The sequence below is a fragment of the Verrucosispora sp. WMMA2044 genome (assembly GCF_027497155.1).
GTDB lineage: Bacteria > Actinomycetota > Actinomycetes > Mycobacteriales > Micromonosporaceae > Micromonospora > Micromonospora palythoicola.
The window spans coordinates 4,750,550-4,766,700 of the sequence record NZ_CP114913.1 but is presented as its reverse complement, the minus strand read 5'-3'; the positions used below and the strand labels follow the sequence as shown (position 1 = coordinate 4,766,700).

At 70.7% G+C, this 16,151-nt stretch carries 14 protein-coding genes and 1 tRNA gene; 11 read left to right on the top strand and 4 right to left on the bottom strand.

The genetic code is table 11. The features are described from left to right. The first annotated feature begins 37 nt into the window (after positions 1 to 37). A complete protein-coding gene (metG, locus tag O3597_RS21615; RefSeq protein ID WP_281602222.1) occupies positions 38 to 1,840 on the top strand; it encodes a methionine--tRNA ligase in 1,803 nt (600 codons plus the stop codon). Between the two features lie 100 nt (positions 1,841 to 1,940). On the opposite strand, the gene O3597_RS21610 is transcribed toward metG, so the two are convergent. Together O3597_RS21610 and O3597_RS21605 are read right to left on the bottom strand one after the other, a co-directional pair. After that, positions 1,941 to 2,792, bottom strand: a complete 852-nt coding sequence (locus O3597_RS21610) for an alpha/beta hydrolase (RefSeq protein WP_281602221.1) — start codon at positions 2,790 to 2,792, stop codon at positions 1,941 to 1,943. A gap of 83 nt (positions 2,793 to 2,875) precedes the next feature. After that, a complete protein-coding gene (locus O3597_RS21605) occupies positions 2,876 to 4,132 on the bottom strand; it encodes a hypothetical protein (RefSeq protein WP_281602220.1) in 1,257 nt (418 codons plus the stop codon). An 89-nt stretch (positions 4,133 to 4,221) separates the two neighbouring features. On the opposite strand from O3597_RS21605, the gene O3597_RS21600 reads away from it, so the two are divergent. The 6 genes from O3597_RS21600 (at position 4,222) to O3597_RS21575 (ending at position 10,509) form a co-directional block, all read left to right on the top strand. Continuing rightward, the gene (locus O3597_RS21600; RefSeq protein ID WP_164446196.1) at positions 4,222 to 5,130 is read left to right on the top strand and encodes a TatD family hydrolase; all 909 of its coding nucleotides are present in this window, start codon (positions 4,222 to 4,224) and stop codon (positions 5,128 to 5,130) included. Positions 5,131 to 5,148: 18 nt separating this feature from the next. After that, positions 5,149 to 6,021 carry a 16S rRNA (adenine(1518)-N(6)/adenine(1519)-N(6))-dimethyltransferase RsmA gene (gene rsmA, locus O3597_RS21595; protein ID WP_281602219.1) on the top strand — a complete coding sequence of 291 codons (873 nt, stop codon included), beginning with the start codon at positions 5,149 to 5,151 and terminating at the stop codon, positions 6,019 to 6,021. Between the two features lie 77 nt (positions 6,022 to 6,098). Then, entirely contained in the window at positions 6,099 to 7,046 is a 948-nt protein-coding gene (locus tag O3597_RS21590) for a 4-(cytidine 5'-diphospho)-2-C-methyl-D-erythritol kinase (RefSeq protein WP_281602218.1), read from the top strand. A gap of 268 nt (positions 7,047 to 7,314) precedes the next feature. After that, complete coding sequence (locus O3597_RS21585; protein ID WP_164446194.1) at positions 7,315 to 9,117, top strand: ABC-F family ATP-binding cassette domain-containing protein; 1,803 nt, start codon at positions 7,315 to 7,317, stop codon at positions 9,115 to 9,117. A gap of 123 nt (positions 9,118 to 9,240) precedes the next feature. After that, positions 9,241 to 9,696 (top strand): DUF4383 domain-containing protein, encoded by a 456-nt coding sequence (locus tag O3597_RS21580; RefSeq protein WP_164446193.1) that lies wholly within the window; start codon positions 9,241 to 9,243, stop codon positions 9,694 to 9,696. Between the two features lie 336 nt (positions 9,697 to 10,032). Beyond that, the gene (locus tag O3597_RS21575) at positions 10,033 to 10,509 is read left to right on the top strand and encodes a DUF4383 domain-containing protein (RefSeq protein ID WP_164446192.1); all 477 of its coding nucleotides are present in this window, start codon (positions 10,033 to 10,035) and stop codon (positions 10,507 to 10,509) included. Positions 10,510 to 10,526: 17 nt separating this feature from the next. On the opposite strand, the gene O3597_RS21570 is transcribed toward O3597_RS21575, so the two are convergent. Then, positions 10,527 to 11,210 carry a TetR/AcrR family transcriptional regulator gene (locus O3597_RS21570; RefSeq protein WP_281602217.1) on the bottom strand — a complete coding sequence of 228 codons (684 nt, stop codon included), beginning with the start codon at positions 11,208 to 11,210 and terminating at the stop codon, positions 10,527 to 10,529. Between the two features lie 106 nt (positions 11,211 to 11,316). Next, the gene (locus tag O3597_RS21565) at positions 11,317 to 12,276 is read right to left on the bottom strand and encodes an acyl-CoA desaturase (protein ID WP_164446191.1); all 960 of its coding nucleotides are present in this window, start codon (positions 12,274 to 12,276) and stop codon (positions 11,317 to 11,319) included. 133 nt (positions 12,277 to 12,409) lie between these two features. Between O3597_RS21565 and O3597_RS21560 the strand changes: the two genes are divergently transcribed. The 4 genes from O3597_RS21560 to O3597_RS21545 all read left to right on the top strand — a co-directional run bounded on the left by O3597_RS21560 (position 12,410) and on the right by O3597_RS21545 (position 16,032). Further along, positions 12,410 to 13,261 (top strand): helix-turn-helix domain-containing protein, encoded by an 852-nt coding sequence (locus O3597_RS21560; protein WP_281602216.1) that lies wholly within the window; start codon positions 12,410 to 12,412, stop codon positions 13,259 to 13,261. Between the two features lie 47 nt (positions 13,262 to 13,308). Next, positions 13,309 to 13,379: transfer RNA gene (locus O3597_RS21555), tRNA-Gln, on the top strand. 73 nt (positions 13,380 to 13,452) lie between these two features. After that, complete coding sequence (glmU, locus tag O3597_RS21550; RefSeq protein WP_348650299.1) at positions 13,453 to 14,988, top strand: bifunctional UDP-N-acetylglucosamine diphosphorylase/glucosamine-1-phosphate N-acetyltransferase GlmU; 1,536 nt, start codon at positions 13,453 to 13,455, stop codon at positions 14,986 to 14,988. Positions 14,989 to 15,051: 63 nt separating this feature from the next. Beyond that, positions 15,052 to 16,032, top strand: a complete 981-nt coding sequence (locus tag O3597_RS21545) for a ribose-phosphate diphosphokinase (protein WP_164446188.1) — start codon at positions 15,052 to 15,054, stop codon at positions 16,030 to 16,032. The last annotated feature ends 119 nt before the right edge of the window (positions 16,033 to 16,151 follow it).

Genomic DNA, 16,151 nt, shown 5'->3' with positions numbered 1-16,151 from the left:
CGCGGTCACCTCGCGGGGGTCACTAGGCTTTCTGTCCATGAGTCACGTTCTCGCGGCAGTGGCCTGGCCGTACGCCAACGGCCCGCGCCACATCGGCCACGTCTCCGGTTTCGGCGTTCCCTCCGACGTCTTCGCCCGGTACATGCGGATGGCCGGCCACGACGTGCTCATGGTCTCCGGCACCGACGAACACGGCACCCCGATCCAGGTGCAGGCCGACGCCGAAGGGCTGAAGCCACGGGAACTGGCCGACCGGTACAACCGGGTGATCGTCGAGGACCTGCACGGGCTCGGCCTCTCCTACGACCTGTTCACCCGCACCACCACCGGCAACCACTACGCGGTGGTGCAGGAGTTGTTCGAGGGGATGTACCGCAACGGGTACATCGTGCCGAAGACCACCATGGGCGCCATCTCGCCGTCCACCGGTCGGACCCTGCCCGACCGGTACATCGAGGGCACCTGCCCGATCTGCGGCTACGACAGCGCCCGGGGCGACCAGTGCGACAACTGCGGCAACCAGCTCGACCCGATCGACCTGATCAACCCACGGTCGAAGATCAACGGGGAGACGCCGGAGTTCGTCGAGACCGAGCACTTCTTCCTCGACCTGCCCGCCCTGGCCGACGTGCTGCGGCAGTGGCTGGACACCCGGGAGGGCTGGCGTCCGAACGTCCTGCGCTTCTCCAGGAACCTGCTGGACGACCTGCACCCCCGGGCCATCACCCGGGACCTGGAGTGGGGGGTGCCGATTCCGCTCGACGGCTGGCGTGACCGCACCGACAAGCGGATCTACGTGTGGTTCGACGCCGTCATCGGCTACCTGTCCGCGTCCATCGAATGGGCCCGGCGCACCGGTGACCCCGAGGCCTGGCGGAAGTGGTGGTCCACCGACGGGGAGGGGAAGGACTCGCAGGCGTACTACTTCATGGGCAAGGACAACATCGTCTTCCACTCGGTGATCTGGCCCGCGCTGCTGGCCGGCTACTCCGGTGAGGGCGGTCGCGACGGCGAGCCGGGCCGGCTGGGACGGCTCAACCTGCCCACCGAGGTGGTCTCCAGCGAGTTCCTGACCATGGAGGGACGCAAGTTCTCCTCCTCGCGCCGGGTGGTCATCTACGTCCGGGACTTCCTCCAGCGCTACGACGCCGACGCGTTGCGCTACTTCATCGCGGTGGCCGGGCCGGAGAACAACGACACCGACTTCACCTGGGCCGAGTTCCTGCGCCGCAACAACGACGAGCTGGTCGCCGGCTGGGGCAACCTGGTCAACCGGTCGGTCTCGATGGCGGCGAAGAACTTCGGCGAGATCCCACCGATCGGTCCGGACGGGCTCACCGAGGCCGACGAGGCGCTGCTGGCCGTGGCGCGCGCCGGCTTCGACACGGTCGGCGACCTGATCGCCCGGCACCGGCAGAAGCAGGCCATCGGCGAGGCGATGAAGGTGGTCGCCGAGGCCAACAGGTACCTCTCCGAGCAGGCGCCGTGGAAACTCAAGGACCCGGCCGCCAAGCCCCGGATGGGCACCATCCTGCACGTCGCCCTCCAGGTGGTCAGCGACGCCAACACGCTGCTGACCCCGTTCCTGCCGCACTCCGCACAGAAGATCCACGAGCTGCTCGGCGGCACCGGGGTGCACGCACCGATGCCGGTGATCGAGGAGGTCGCCGACCTCGACGTCGGGCCCGCCTACCCGGTGCTGACCGGTGACTACACCCAGGGCGCGCGGTGGGAGTCCGTACCGCTCGTGGTGGGCCGGCCGCTCGCGGCACCCAAGCCGGTCTTCCGCAAGCTCGATCCCTCGATCGTGGACGAGGAACTGGCCCGGCTCGAGGGCTGACAGCGCAGTGATGGGCGCGTCCCGCACCGGGTCGCGCCCATCGTGTCGTCCGCGTGGCCGGGCGCGGTGCGATGCGCGCCAGACGGCGGCCCGGACCGGATCAGGCGCGGGCCATGGCCGGCGAACCGATGAACTCCATGATCGCCTTGTTCACCTCGTCGGCGTTGGTCCACGGCGTGCCGTGCGGCGCGCCCTTGAGGGTGACCAGCCGGCTGTCGGCGAGCATCGGCTGCAACCGTTGACCGGTCTTCGGGTACGGCAGCACGTTGTCCTTGTCGCCCTGCACGATCAGCACCGGCACGTTGATCCGGGACACGTCGGCCCGGAAATCGGTGCCCCAGGCGTCCACGCTGTCGTGCGTGGCCGTGGCGGAGGCCATCGCCCCGATGTTCCAGTGCGCCCGGTACGCCTCCTCGCTGACCAGCTTGCCCTTGTTCTCGTCGTAGTTGAAGAAGTTGTTGCAGAACTGGGTGAGGTAGGCGAACCGGTCCTGCGTGATCGCCTGCTTGAACCCCTCGAAGAGACTCGGCTCGACACCCTCGGGGTTGTCCGGTGCCTGCCGCAGGTACGGCGCCAGCGGTGCCAGCAGCACCGCCCGGACCACCCGGTCCGAGCCGTACGCACCCAGGTAGCGGGTCACCTCGCCGGTACCCATCGAGTGGCCGACCAGGATCGCGTTGCGCAGATCCAGCTCGGTCATCAGCACGTCGAGGTCGGCGGCGAAGGTGTCGTAGTCGTACCCGAACGCCGGCTGCGCCGAGTTACCGAAGCCGCGCCGGTCGTACGTGATCACCCGGTATCCGGCGTCGAGCAGCGGTCCGGAGACCTTCTCCCAGGTCGCCCCGTTGAACGGGAAGCCGTGGATCAGCACGATCGGCTGTCCCGACCCGTGATCCTCGTAGTACAGGTCGATGGGCGCGGAGTTCTCCGTGCCGACGGTGATGAAGGGCATCTCGTCCTCCTGTCAGGGTGGGAAACCGAGGCTTCCCCGGCGGGCATCCGATATTCCTGCGCCGCCCGACCTGACGGGTCAGGTCAGAGAAGGTACGGGTGGTCCACCACCTGGTCGTCGGTCACCTCACCGCCCGGGGCCCACGTCTCGTAGACGCCCCGTTCGTGACACTGTGCGGCGGTCGCGGCGACCGCGTCCGGATCCGGGCGTCGCAACCGCAACCGCAGCCAGCCCGCCTCCTCACGCAACACCAGACACGGCACCCCCCGCCAGGCGGCCAGGCGCACCCGTCGGCTCACCCCGTCGACCGGGTACCGGGCGGCCCGGGTCAACGCCAGCACCCGGAAATCGCCGGGCAGGTCGGCGACCGCCTCGTACTCCCCGCCCGCGTACGTGCCCACCAGTCGGGTCGACCGCGGCGCTTCCCCGGTCGGCACGTACTCCTGATCCGGCGACAGACCCGGCACGGCGGCGAGCAGGTGTCGCCACTGCGGCCCGACCATCCGCAGCCAGCCCCGCTGCTCGGCCTGGTAGGCGTAGAGCACCACCTCCAGGCCCTCCGCCGGATAGGCCAGCAGGGTGGCGTTCGCGGGCATCGGCAGGTCGGCGAAGTCCCGGGTGACGAACTCGGGGATCAGGTGGTGACTGCTGGGCGTGAAGCCGGTACCCAGCACCGCCGGACCCAACCGGTCCCGGGCACCCAGCGCCGTCAGTCCCCGGTACGCCGCACCCGCCGGCACGTCGTAGTCGCCCGGGTCGGCGGCCCGCCAACGCAACGCGTACGTCACGTCCGCACCGTCGCGGCTGTCCTCGCCGTCGGTGCGCAGCACACTCGTCGTCGCCGGGGTGCGCAGGTGCGCCACGTCGTGTTCCCGGTAGCAGAACCCGTGCGGCAGCCGACCCCGGACGTATCCGGCGAGCTGCCGGGCCGAGAGGATCTTCATCATCCGGGTACCACGCCGTACCCCCGCCGAGGCGCGTACCGCGGTGACCAACGGGTCGTCCGCGGCGGCCGGCTGCTGGGAGAGCCGGTGCACCTCCGACCAACCCCGCTCCCGGTGCAGCGGCACCAGCAGCGGCAGCTCCGGGTCCTCGGCCTGCTCGGTCCCCCCGTGCACTGCGCCGACCTCGGTGACGTGCACGAACCGCCGCCACGGGAGCGCCGAGTTCAGCCGGGGCGCCCACTCGAAACCGGCCACCTCGTCGGCGCTGAACAACTCGTACGCCGCACCCCGGGCGATCTCCTCGGCCGGGTACACCGCGCCGCCGAACGCCACCCGCAGACCGGTCCGCTCCGGCACCGTCCCGCCGGGCCGAAAAAGCTCGCTTCGCGCGTCCACCCCGCGACGGTAGGTGCGCGGGGCGTAGCCGAGGTGAACTCCGGGTGGCCTCCGGGTGGACTCGTGCGGTGTGTGATCCTGTCGAGGAGATGAGCGAGCCCACCGAGTCCCGTAGCCAGCGCGCGGCCCGCCGCGCCGGAGAGTTCCCACCCGCACCCGAGCCGCTGCCCCGCCCGGTGCTGGACAGCCACACCCACCTCGACATCACCGTCAGCGAGGCCGGCGTACCCGGTGGCGGCGATCCCGCCGACCCGGTCGCCGCCGCCATCGACGTCGCCGCCGCCGTCGGAGTGGACCGGCTGGTGCAGGTCGGGGTGGACGTCGCCTCCTCCCGCTGGGGTGTCGAGGTGGCCGGCAGATACCCGGCGGTGCTGGCCACGGTCGCACTGCATCCCAACGAGGCGCCCCGGCTCGCCGACCTCGACGCGGCCCTGCGCGAGATCGAGGCACTGGCCGGGCAGGAGCGGGTCCGCGGCGTCGGTGAGACGGGGATGGACCGCTACCGCACCGGTGACGAGGGCCGCGCCGCGCAGGAGGAGAGTTTCCGGGCGCACATCGCCATCGCCAAACGGTACGGCCGGACGCTGGTGATCCACGACCGGGACGCGCACGCCGACGTGCTGCGCATCCTCGACGACGAAGGCGCACCGGACACGGTGGTGATGCACTGCTTCTCCGGCGACGCCCAGTTCGCCGCCGAGTGCGTCCGCCGCGGCTACCTGCTCAGCTTCGCCGGCACGGTCACCTTCGCCAGCGCCGGCGCGCTGCGTGAGGCCGCCGCGCTGACCCCGCTGGACCAGATCCTGGTGGAGACCGACGCGCCGTACCTCACCCCCGTGCCGCACCGTGGCCGACCCAACGCCTCCTACCTCATCCCGCTGACCGTCCGGGCGCTGGCCGCCGCCACCGGCGCCGACCTCGACGCACTCTGCGCCGCCATCTCGACCACCGGCGAACGTGCCTTCGGCCCCTGGCACCCGGCTGGCGTCGGCGGCTGACCCGTACGCTGTCGGGTTATGGCCGCAGACCTGCTCGGCCCGGCGGAGATCCGGGACCTCGCCGCCCGGCTCGGCGTCGCGCCCACCAAGAAACTCGGCCAGAACTTCGTGCACGACCCCAACACGGTCCGCCGGATCGTCGCCACCGCCGGGCTCACTCCCGACGACGTGGCGTTGGAGGTCGGCCCCGGGCTGGGCTCGCTCACCCTCGCCCTGCTGCCCGCCGCCGCCCACGTGCACGCCGTCGAGATCGACGCCACGCTGGCCGGCGCGCTCCCCGGCACCGCCGCCCGGCACGCCGGCCCGGCCGCCGACCGGCTCAGCGTGCACCACGCCGACGCCCTGCGGATCGGCGCCGCCGACCTGGGCGACCTGGCGCCCACCGCACTGGTGGCGAACCTGCCCTACAACGTCGCCGTGCCCGTGGTGCTGCACCTGCTCGCCGAGTTGCCCAGCCTCCGACACGGGCTGGTGATGGTGCAGAAGGAGGTCGCCGACCGGCTCGTCGCCGGTCCCGGCTCCAAGGTGTACGGCATACCGTCGGTCAAGCTCGCCTGGTACGCGCACGCCCGCGCCGCCGGGAAGGTGCCGCCGAACGTGTTCTGGCCGGTGCCGAACGTCGACTCCGGTCTGGTCGCCTTCACCCGCCGCGAGCCGCCCCGTGCCGACGTACCCCGGGCACAGGTCTTCTCGGTGGTGGACGCCGCCTTCGCGCAGCGGCGCAAGACCCTGCGCGCCGCCCTGGCCGGCTGGGCCGGCGGTGCCGACCGGGCCGCCGTCGCGCTGACCGCCGCCGGCGTCGACCCCGGCGCACGCGGCGAGTCACTCACCGTCGAGCAGTTCGCCGCCGTGGCCGCGTCGGCCCCGAGCCGTACGCCGGCAGCCCAGTAGGCTGAGCCTGTGCCTGCCGAGGAGTTGATCGTGACCAAGCCGTTCGACGTGCGGTTGTCCGTCTGGGACATCACCCCGTGACCGAGGCCTGGCGTCCGGAGGACGACGAGCCGCGTGGGGCGAGCGGTCCGGTCCGGGTAAGGGTGCCCGCCAAGGTCAACCTGCACCTGGGGGTCGGACCGCTGCGTCGGGACGGCTACCACGAGCTGAACACCGTCTACCACGCGATCTCGATCTACGACGAGCTGACCGCGCGGCGCGGCGACACGCTGACCCTCACCATGGAGGGCGAGGGCACCGGGGAACTCGCCCTGGACGACTCCAACCTGATCATCCGCGCGGCGCACGCCCTCGCCGGGTACGCCGGGGTGATGCCGCACGCCCGGCTGCACCTGCGCAAGCAGATCCCGCTGGCCGGTGGGCTCGCCGGCGGCAGCGCCGACGCGGCGGCCGCCCTGGTCGCCTGCGACGCGCTGTGGGGCACCGGCCTGTCCCGCGACGAGCTGGCGAGCATCGCCGCCGACCTCGGCTCAGACGTGCCCTTCCTGATCCACGGCGGCACCGCGTTGGGCACCGGGCGGGGCGAGGCGGTCAGTCCGGTGCTGGCCCGGCCCACCTCCTGGCACTGGGTGGTCGCCATCGCCGACGGCGGCCTGTCCACCCCGCAGGCGTACCGGGAACTCGACCGGCTCCGCGAGACCGGTGCCGCCGGGCCGCCGCTGGGCAGCACCGACGGGCTGCTGGCCGCGCTGCGACAACGCGACCCCCGGGTGCTCGCACCGACCCTCGGCAACGACCTTCAGGACGCCGCCCTGGCCATGCGACCGTCGCTGGCGAACACCCTGAAGGCCGGCGAGGCCGCCGGAGCGCTGGCCGGCATCGTCTCCGGGTCGGGGCCCACCTGCGTGTTCCTCACCGCCGACGCCGCCGACGCCGAACGCGTCGCCGCCGAACTGGAGGCCGCCGGGGTTTGCCGGCAGGCCCGCGTCGCCCACGGCCCGGTGCACGGCGCCCGCGTCAGCTGACGGTCGACGGACCGTCCGGCCGGGCTGACCCTACTGGGCCGAGGGTGGTCGGGTGCGGCCCCCCGGCCGCCGGCGAACGGATCGCGCCGGAAGAGACACCGCTCTGGCCGGCACGTCGCGTGTCGAGCTGACGGCGACGACGCGTCGCGCTGGGATCGGCCCGATCGGGCGGCCGCCGGGATACGGGGGTGCTCCGCGTACCCTGGAACGACAGGCGTCCCCAGGTGCCCGCCGGCACCGGGACGCCTTGATCATGGAAGGTGGGTACGTGGCCAACATCGTCAACCTGGACCGGGTGTCCAAGGGCTACGGCGCGGCCGGGCCACTGCTCACCGAGGTCTCGCTCGGCCTGGACGACGCCGACCGGATCGGCGTCGTCGGGCTCAACGGCGCCGGCAAGTCCACCCTGCTGCGGCTGCTGACCCGTACCGAGCAGCCCGACGACGGTCGGGTCACCCACCGGCGTGACCTGCGCGTCGCCTGGCTGCCCCAGAACCTTACCCTCAGCCCCGAGGCCACCGTCCGCGACGTCGTCCTCGGCACCGAGTGGCTCGCCGAGAGCATGGGCGCGGAGCACGAATGGGCCGGCGACGCCGGCGTACGCGCCATCCTCGACGGTCTCGGCATGCCCCACCTGGGTCTCGACGCCCCGGTCGGGCCGATGTCCGGTGGCGAACGCCGCCGGGTGGCCCTGGCCGCACTGCTGGTCCGCGAGGCCGACCTGCTGATCCTCGACGAACCCACGAACCACCTCGACGTCAGCGGCGTCGACTGGCTGGCCCGGCACCTGCTCAGCCGCAAGGGTGCCCTGGTCGTGGTCACCCACGACCGCTGGTTCCTCGACGCCGTCTGCACCACCACCTGGGAGGTCGCCGACCAGACCGTGCGGGCCTACGAGGGCGGCTACGCGGCCTGGATCCTCGCCCGCGCCGAGCGGGAACGGATCGCCGCCGCCACCGAGGCCCGCCGGCAGAATCTGCTCCGCAAGGAGATCGCCTGGCTGCGCCGCGGACCACCGGCCCGCACCTCGAAGCCGAAGTTCCGCATCGACGCCGCCAACGCGCTCATCGCCGACGTGCCGCCACCGCGCGACACCACGTCGCTGCAACGGCTGGCCACCGCCCGGCTCGGCAAGCAGGTGTACGACCTGGAAGACGTCCGGCTGCACGCCGGCCCCAAGACCATCCTCGACGAGGTCAGCTGGCAGGTCGGTCCCGGCGACCGGGTCGCCATCCTCGGCGCCAACGGCGCGGGTAAGACCACCCTGCTGCGGATGCTGGCCGGCGTCACCCGGCCCGACGGCGGGCGGCTGATCACCGGCAGCACCGTACGTCCCGCCTTCCTCTCCCAGGAACTCGCCGAACTGCCAAGCGACCTGCGTGTCCTTGAAGCTGTCGAGGAGGTCGCCCGGCGGGTCCGCCTCGGCGATCGGGAGATCTCCGCCGCCCAGCTCGCCGAGGTGTTCGGTTTCGACGACCGGCGCCTCTGGACCCCGGTGGGCGACCTCTCCGGCGGCGAGCGGCGGCGACTCCAGATGCTGCGACTGCTGGCCGGCGAACCGAACGTGCTGCTGCTCGACGAACCCACGAACGACCTCGACACCGACACCCTCGCCGCGTTGGAGGATCTGCTCGACTCCTGGCCCGGCACGATCGTGGTGGCCAGCCACGACCGCTACCTGATCGAGCGGGTGACCGACACCGCGTACGGCATGTTCGGCGACGGCCGGCTGGTGCACCTGCCCGGCGGTGTCGACGAGTACCTCGCTCGCGCCAGCGACCGCCCGAGGTCCGGGCGTACCCCGGCACCCGTCGCACCGGCCACCGCGCCGGCCGCTGGCGGAATGAGCGCCGCCGAGGCCCGGCAGGCCCGCAAGGAACTGGCCCGCCTCGAACGGCAGGTCGGCAAGCTGGAACAGAAGGAGGCCACCCTGCTGGACCAACTCGCCGCGAACGCCACCGACTACAGCAAGGTGGCCGAGCTGGACGCCCAGCTCACCCAGGTACGCGGCGAGCGCGAGGAGGCCGAGCAGGCCTGGCTGATCCTGGCCGACGAGATCCCCGCCAGCTGACCCGGCCCACCCGGCCGGTCTCTGCCCTGACGTGCCGTTCCCGGGACCCCGTGTGCGGCGTCACAGCGCCGGATGCGGGAGAATCGCCGTCGACCCTCACCCAACGGCGTTGGAGAAACAGACATGGCCCACACCCCCGTCAACCACCCCGCGCGGCCGATCTACCGGGCGATCGGCGGGCTCGTCGGTCTGTACCTGGTGGTCTTCGGTGTGATCGGCTTCCTGACCAGCACCGGTGAGCCCTTCTTCAGCCAGGGCGACACCCAGGCCCTGGGGCAGGGGACGAACCTCGGCTTCTCCCTGTTCAACATCGTGGTCGGTGCGATCGTGCTGGCCGGCACCGCCATCGGGCGCAACCTCGACGTGTTGATCAACCAGTGGTCGGCCTATCTGATCATGGTGGTCAGCCTGGCGGGCCTCGCCTTCATCCGGACCGAGGCCAACATCTTCAACCTCAGCGTCGCCACGGTGATCGTCCAGATGGTGCTCAGCCTGGTGCTGCTGATGGCCGGCATGTACGGCAAGGTCGGCAGCGACGACGAGCACGAGGCGTGGCAGAAGGCTCGGCTCGTGCTCTGAGGTTTTGCTTCTGGTTTCGGTTGTGGGTTTTCGCCGGAGCCCGATCCGTCTCGGTTTCGGTTGTGGGTCTTCGCCGGAGCCCGACCCGCTCCGGGCGGTCAGGCTTGATCCCTGCGCGGGTCGGGCTCCGGCGAAGACCTGTCGGGGTTGCGCATCCGTCCGGAGCGCCCGGCCGGAGGGCGGGGATCTTAAGGTGCCTGGTTGCGCCTCGGGCAGCCTCGCGGCCGATTCCTGGCGTGCCTTCGCCGGGTTGCTGCTGCTGTTGGCGTTCGGGGGACGTGGGCTGCGCGACTGGGGGACAATGTTCTTGTTGTCCCGCTTTGCGTGGAGGAAGCGATGCCGCACTTTCCGGTCAACCATCCGGCGCGGCCGTTCTACCGGGCGCTGTCCGGTCTGGTCGGGCTCTACATCCTGATCTTCGGCGTCTGGGGAACCGCCCTCACCTGGGGTGACCCGCTGTTCGGTCGGAACGGCAACTGGGCTCTCGGCCTCCGCACCAACCTGGCCTTCTCGCTGGCCTCCATCGCCTTCGGGATCGTGCTCATCATCGGCGCGTCCCGGCGAACCAACCTCGGCCACTACATGAACCTCACCGCCGGAGCGGTCTTCCTGGTCACCAGCATCCTGATGATGTCGGTGCTGCAGACCGGGGCCAACTTCCTGAACTTCTCCATGTCCACGGTGATCGTCTCGATGCTCTTCGGGCTGATCCTGCTCGGCACCGGCCTCTACGACAAAGTCGGACCGCACGAGGACGCCGAGGCCGAGCGGAGCCGTCGAAACCACCCCGTCGCCGAGATCCACCGACGCTGACCCGGTACACCGGCCGGTCAGCGACCGCCCGCCGTGATCAGCCCCGGCTTGGCCTCCAGATGCGACAACCCGTTCCAGGAAAGATTCACCAGGTGCGCGGCGACCGTCTCCTTACGCGGCTTACGCACCTCCAACCACCAGCGGCCGGTCAACGCGACCATGCCCACCAGCGCCTGCGCGTACAACTCGGCCAACTTCGGGTCGTAATTTCGACTGGAGAACTCCGCGCCGAGAATGTGCTCCACCTGGTGGGCCACGTCGTTCATCACGCTGCTGAAGTTGCCGGTCGCCGAGAGCACCGGCGACTCCCGCACCAGCACCCGGAACCCGCTGGTCTCCTCCTCGATGTAGCCGAGCAGCGCCAGGGCGGCCTGTTCCAGCAACTCCCGTGGATGGCCTGCGGTCAGCGCCGTGGTGATCCGATCCAGCAGGGACCGGACCTCCCGGTCCACCACCACCGCGTAGAGCCCCTCCTTGCCGCCGAAGTGCTCGTATACCACCGGCTTGGAAACCTTCGCCCGCGACGCGACCTCCTCGATCGAGGTGGCGTCGAAACCGCGTTCGGCGAAGATCTGTCGGCCGATCGAGATCAACTGCTCGCGACGCTGGGCGGCGGACATGCGTACCCGGGCCGGCGGCTTGCCCGGCGCCGGCACCACGCGACGTCGCTTGCCGCCCTCCTCGTGGGGAGTCTCGGCCATCTCGTCACCTCGCTGGCGCTCGGTGACGCCCTGTCGTGGGATGCTGCCTGTCTTCCGCCCGGTCACCCGAACATACTGCCAGGTAACTTGCGGGTTGGCCGCCCGGTTACCGCGGGGCTGCCGGCTTGGCCAGCTTCGCCGCGATCCGTTCCGGCTTCGGCCAGCGCACGTCCCACGCCGCGCCGACCTTTTCGAACAGCCAGATCACCCGGGCCGAGATGTCGATCTGCCCCCGCAGCACCCCGTGCCGGGCACTCGTCGGATCGGCGTGGTGCAGGTTGTGCCAGCTCTCGCCGAAGGACAGCAGCGCCAGGGGCCAGAAGTTCGCCGCCCGGTCGCCGTGACGCATCATGAACGGCCGCTCCCCGTACACGTGGCACACCGAGTTGATCGACCAGGTGACGTGGTGCAACAGCGAGATGCGGACCAGTCCCGCCCAGAACAGCGCGGTCAACGCCCCCTGCCAGGACCACGTCAACAGCCAGCCCATCGCCGCCGGCCCGAGCACCGAGACGACCACCAGCACCGGGAAGAACCGGTCCATCCGCCGGATGTCCCGGTCGGCCACCAGATCCGGCGCGAAGCGCTCCCGGTTGGACAGCTCGCGGCCGAAAAGCCAGCCCATGTGCGCGTGGAACAGTCCCTTGATCAGACCTCGCACCGTGGTGCCGAACCGCCAAGGCGAGTGCGGATCCCCCTCCAGGTCGGAGAAGGCATGGTGCCGCCGGTGGTCGGCCACCCACTGGATGATCTCGCCCTGCACGGCGAGTGAGCCCGAGGCGGCCATCGCGATGCGCAACCACCGCTTGGCCTTGAACGAGCCGTGGGTGAAGTAACGGTGGTATCCGACCGTGATGCCCAGGCCCGACAGCACGTACCAGAAGGCCGCGATGCCCACGTCGACCCAGCTGAGCCAGCCACCCCAGGCCACCGGCACGGCGGCGATCAGCGCTGCGAACGGGATCACCACGAAGGACCAGAGCGCGATCAGGATGCCGCGTGACTGGGTGCCCTGGGTGAGTGGCTTGGGAGTGGCCGGTTGCGGGTCGAGCACGGTGGCGGACATGGCACCTCGCAGGGGACGGTCGGTTCGCGAATCTACGCCTACGTCACCGTAACTTAAGGGCCCGGTAGATCACATCAGACAGCGACGCGAATGGATGCCGGCCTTGTCGTACGCGCGTCCTAACCTGCACCGCATGACCGCTTTCGACGCCACCGAGGTGCGCCGGCTGCGTACCGAGGAGCAGCTCTCGGTGCGCGAGATCCGCGCTCGTACGGGCCTCGGCCGGAACCGGATCCACGAGCTGCTACGGGGCGTCCCCGCGCCGGAACGGACCAGGCGCCCCCGAGCAAAGGACGACCTGCGCACCGAGGCGGTGGCGCTGCGCTCGACGGGACATCCGGTGCCGGAGATCGCGCGACGGCTCGGCGTGAGCCGGTCGACGGCGTACCTCTGGGTGCGGCACATTCCACTGAAGCGAGACCCCGAGGAGGAACGCGAGCGCCGGCGCGCCCACTCGAAGGTGATGACCGACGCACAGTGGGAGGAGCATCGCCGGATCCGTGATGCCGCACGGGCGGCGACGGTCGACGCTGCCGCTGCCTGGGTCAAGGGCCTGCGCTATCGCGACCTCGTACTGGTCGGGGCGGCCCTCTACTGGGCTGAGGGCACCAAAGCCAAGCCTTGGCGGCCACACGACTGCCGGGTCCGCTTCGTGAACAGCGATCCCGCGTTGGTCGCTCTGTTCGTCGAGTTCGTGGAGGCGTTGGGCGAGCGGCGTGCGGCGTTGCGCTACCGGGTCGCGATCCATGAGTCGGCCGACGCCGCCGAGGCGGTCAACTGGTGGGCTGGGCAGATCGGCGTGCCGGCCGAGGCGTTCCAGCCCTCGACGATGAAGCGGCATCGCCCGACAACCGTTCGCCGCAACACGGGAACGACCTATCGGGGCTGTCTGAGTGTCGAGGTGCCGCGATCCCGTCGGTTGTACTGGAAGATCGAAGGGATCATGAAGGGTATGGCCGATGGCATCGGGACGGCGGGACGCTAAGGTGTAGTGGAGTCCAGCTAGTGGCGAGGTTTGTCCGCTTTAGCCCATCCCGGGTCGTCTAATGGCAGGACGTCAGGTTTTGGTCCTGATTATAGGGGTTCGAATCCTCTCCCGGGAGCTTCCGCTGATCTGCGGCTGATGTCTGGTTAGCATGGCCGCGAGACTGTCCGCGTTCCGACGGGAGCCACGTCGTGCCCGAGCCCCAAACCCGTACCGTCGTCGTGCTCGCCGCCGGTGAGGGCAAGCGGATGAAGTCCTCGTTGCCCAAGGTCCTGCACCCGCTGCTCGGCCGGACGCTTGTGGGCCACGTCCTCAACGCGGCCGACCCGCTGGGTGCGGCGCGCACCCTGGTGGTGGTGGGGCACGGCGCCGACCAGGTTCGCGCCCACCTCGCCGGGATCGCCCCCGAGGCCACCGCGGTTCACCAGGCCGAACAGCTCGGCACCGGGCACGCGGTGCGGATCGCGCTGGAGGCCGCCCCGGAGGTCACCGGCACGGTGGTGGTGCTCAACGGCGACGTGCCGTTGCTGCGGCCGGAGACGGTCGGTGAGCTGGTGGCGGCGCACGAGGGCGAGGGCGCCGCGGCGACCGTGCTCGCGGCGGAGGTGCCGGACCCGACCGGGCTCGGACGCATCGTGCGGGATGCTGCGGGCCGGCTGGAACAGATCGTCGAGCAGCGTGACGCGACCGCCGCCCAGCTGGCGCTTCGGGAGATCAACGCCGGCATCTACGCGTTCGACGCGGCTCGACTGCGGGACGTGCTCGGCAAGCTGTCGACCGACAACGACCAGGGCGAGGAGTACCTCACCGACGTCTTCAAGATGCTGGTCTCCGCCGGTGAGCCGGTGGGGGTGCACCTGGCGGTCGATCACATCGAGACGCTCGGCTGCAACGACCGGGTGGAGCTGGCGGCGTTGCGCCGGCTGCTGCGTGACCGGGTCAACGAGCGGTGGATGCGGGCCGGTGTCAGCCTGCTCGACCCCGAGACCACCTGGATCGACGTGACCGTGGCCCTGGACCGGGACGCGGTCGTGGATCAGAACACCCAGTTGCGGGGCGGCTCGGTGGTGGGCGCCGGCGCGGTGATCGGGCCGGACGTGACGTTGATCGACACGGTGGTGGGGCCCGGCGCGACGGTGGTGCGCAGTCACGCGGTCGGCGCCGAGGTGGGGCCGGGCGCCAGCGTGGGGCCGTACGCGTACCTGCGGCCGGACGCCCGGCTGGCGGAGCGGGCGAAGGTCGGCACGTTCGTCGAGGTGAAGAACTCGGAGATCGGCGCGGGCTCGAAGGTGCCGCACCTGACGTACGTGGGTGACGCCACGATCGGCGAGCAGAGCAACATCGGTGCGGCGTCGGTGTTCGTGAACTACGACGGGGCGCGCAAGCACCGCACGGTGATCGGCAGCCATGCCCGGACGGGCGCGGACAACATGTTCGTCGCGCCGGTCGAGGTGGGTGACGGGGCGTACACCGCGGCCGGTTCGGTGATCATCGAGAACGTGCCGGCGGGTGCGATGGGTGTGGCTCGGGCGCGGCAGCGCAACATCGAGGGCTGGGTGCTCAAGCGTCGGGCCGGTACCGCCGCCGCCGAGGCGGCCGAGCGTGCCCTGGGCGGTACGCAGGGTGCTCCGGTCGTCCCGTCGTCGGCAAGCGAAGGTGAGCCAATCCACGGCGGTGCCGAGTCGGTGGGCGGTACGCCGGAGCCGGGAGATACTGCAACCGAATAGTCCCCGGCCGACCACCACCGCAGGCCGGGTACCCGCCGACCGAATACGGGAGCAGACGGGCCCATGGGCAGCATCGTCGCCGAAAACCGCAAGAGCCTGATGCTCTTCTCCGGACGTGGTTTTCCGGAGTTGGCCAAGGAGATCGGCGAGGTGCTCGGCGTCGCGCCGACGCCGGCCGACGCGTACGAGTTCGCCAACGGCGAGATCTTCGTACGCTTCAAGGACTCGGTACGTGGTTCGGACGCCTTCGTGGTGCAGTCGGTCACGCACGGAGTGAACACCTGGGTCATGGAGACCCTGATCATGGTCGACGCGCTGAAGCGTGGTTCGGCCAAGCGGATCACGGTCGTCCTGCCGTTCTATCCGTACTCCCGGCAGGACAAGAAGCACCGCGGCCGGGAGCCGATCTCCGCGCGGTTGGTCGCCGACCTGCTGAAGACCGCCGGGGCGAACCGGATCCTCACCGTGGACCTGCACACGGCGCAGATCCAGGGTTTCTTCGACGGCCCGGTGGACCACCTCTTCGCGATGGACATCCTGGCCGAGTACGTGGAGCGCAAGTACGCGGGCCGGCCGATGACAGTGGTCGCGCCGGACTCGGGCCGGGTGCGGGTGGCCGAGCGGTGGACGGACCGGCTGGGTGGTTGCCCGCTGGCGTTCATCCACAAGACCCGGGATCCGATGAAGCCGAACCAGGTGGTGGCGAACCGGGTGGTCGGTGAGGTCGAGGGTCGGGTCTGCCTGATCGTCGATGACATGATCGACACGGGTGGCACGATCTGCCGGGCGGCGGACATCCTGAAGGAGTCGGGGGCGGCGGACGTGATCGTGGCGTCCACCCACGCGTTGCTGTCCGATCCGGCGACGGAGCGGTTGAAGAACAGCCCGATCAGCGAGGTCGTGGTGACCAACACGCTTCCGTTGCCGCCGGAGAAGCAGCTCGACAAGCTCACCGTGCTGTCGATCGCGCCGCTGCTGGCCCGGGCCATCCGCGAGGTCTTCGACGACGGCTCGGTGACCACTCTCTTCGGCGGGCTGAGCTGAGCGCGGTTCACGACTGAGTCGGCTGGGCGGGTACGGGGACTGCCGTCAACCCGGGAAATCGCTCGGGTAGACTGGTCCGGTTGCCACGGCGAGGGTGCCCTGCGGGCCGCTGAGAAGCG

Bases quoted from the DNA above. Each gene is read 5' to 3' on its own strand.
- rsmA (WP_281602219.1), top strand. From the start codon at position 5,149: ATGGCCGCAGACCTGCTCGGCCCGGCGGAGATCCGGGACCTCGCCGCC.
- metG (WP_281602222.1), top strand. From the start codon at position 38: ATGAGTCACGTTCTCGCGGCAGTGGCCTGGCCGTACGCCAACGGCCCG.
- O3597_RS21610 (WP_281602221.1), bottom strand. From the start codon at position 2,792: ATGCCCTTCATCACCGTCGGCACGGAGAACTCCGCGCCCATCGACCTG.
- O3597_RS21560 (WP_281602216.1), top strand. From the start codon at position 12,410: ATGACCGCTTTCGACGCCACCGAGGTGCGCCGGCTGCGTACCGAGGAG.
- O3597_RS21545 (WP_164446188.1), top strand. From the start codon at position 15,052: ATGGGCAGCATCGTCGCCGAAAACCGCAAGAGCCTGATGCTCTTCTCC.
- O3597_RS21580 (WP_164446193.1), top strand. From the start codon at position 9,241: ATGGCCCACACCCCCGTCAACCACCCCGCGCGGCCGATCTACCGGGCG.
- O3597_RS21600 (WP_164446196.1), top strand. From the start codon at position 4,222: ATGAGCGAGCCCACCGAGTCCCGTAGCCAGCGCGCGGCCCGCCGCGCC.
- O3597_RS21565 (WP_164446191.1), bottom strand. From the start codon at position 12,276: ATGTCCGCCACCGTGCTCGACCCGCAACCGGCCACTCCCAAGCCACTC.
- O3597_RS21570 (WP_281602217.1), bottom strand. From the start codon at position 11,210: ATGGCCGAGACTCCCCACGAGGAGGGCGGCAAGCGACGTCGCGTGGTG.
- O3597_RS21575 (WP_164446192.1), top strand. From the start codon at position 10,033: ATGCCGCACTTTCCGGTCAACCATCCGGCGCGGCCGTTCTACCGGGCG.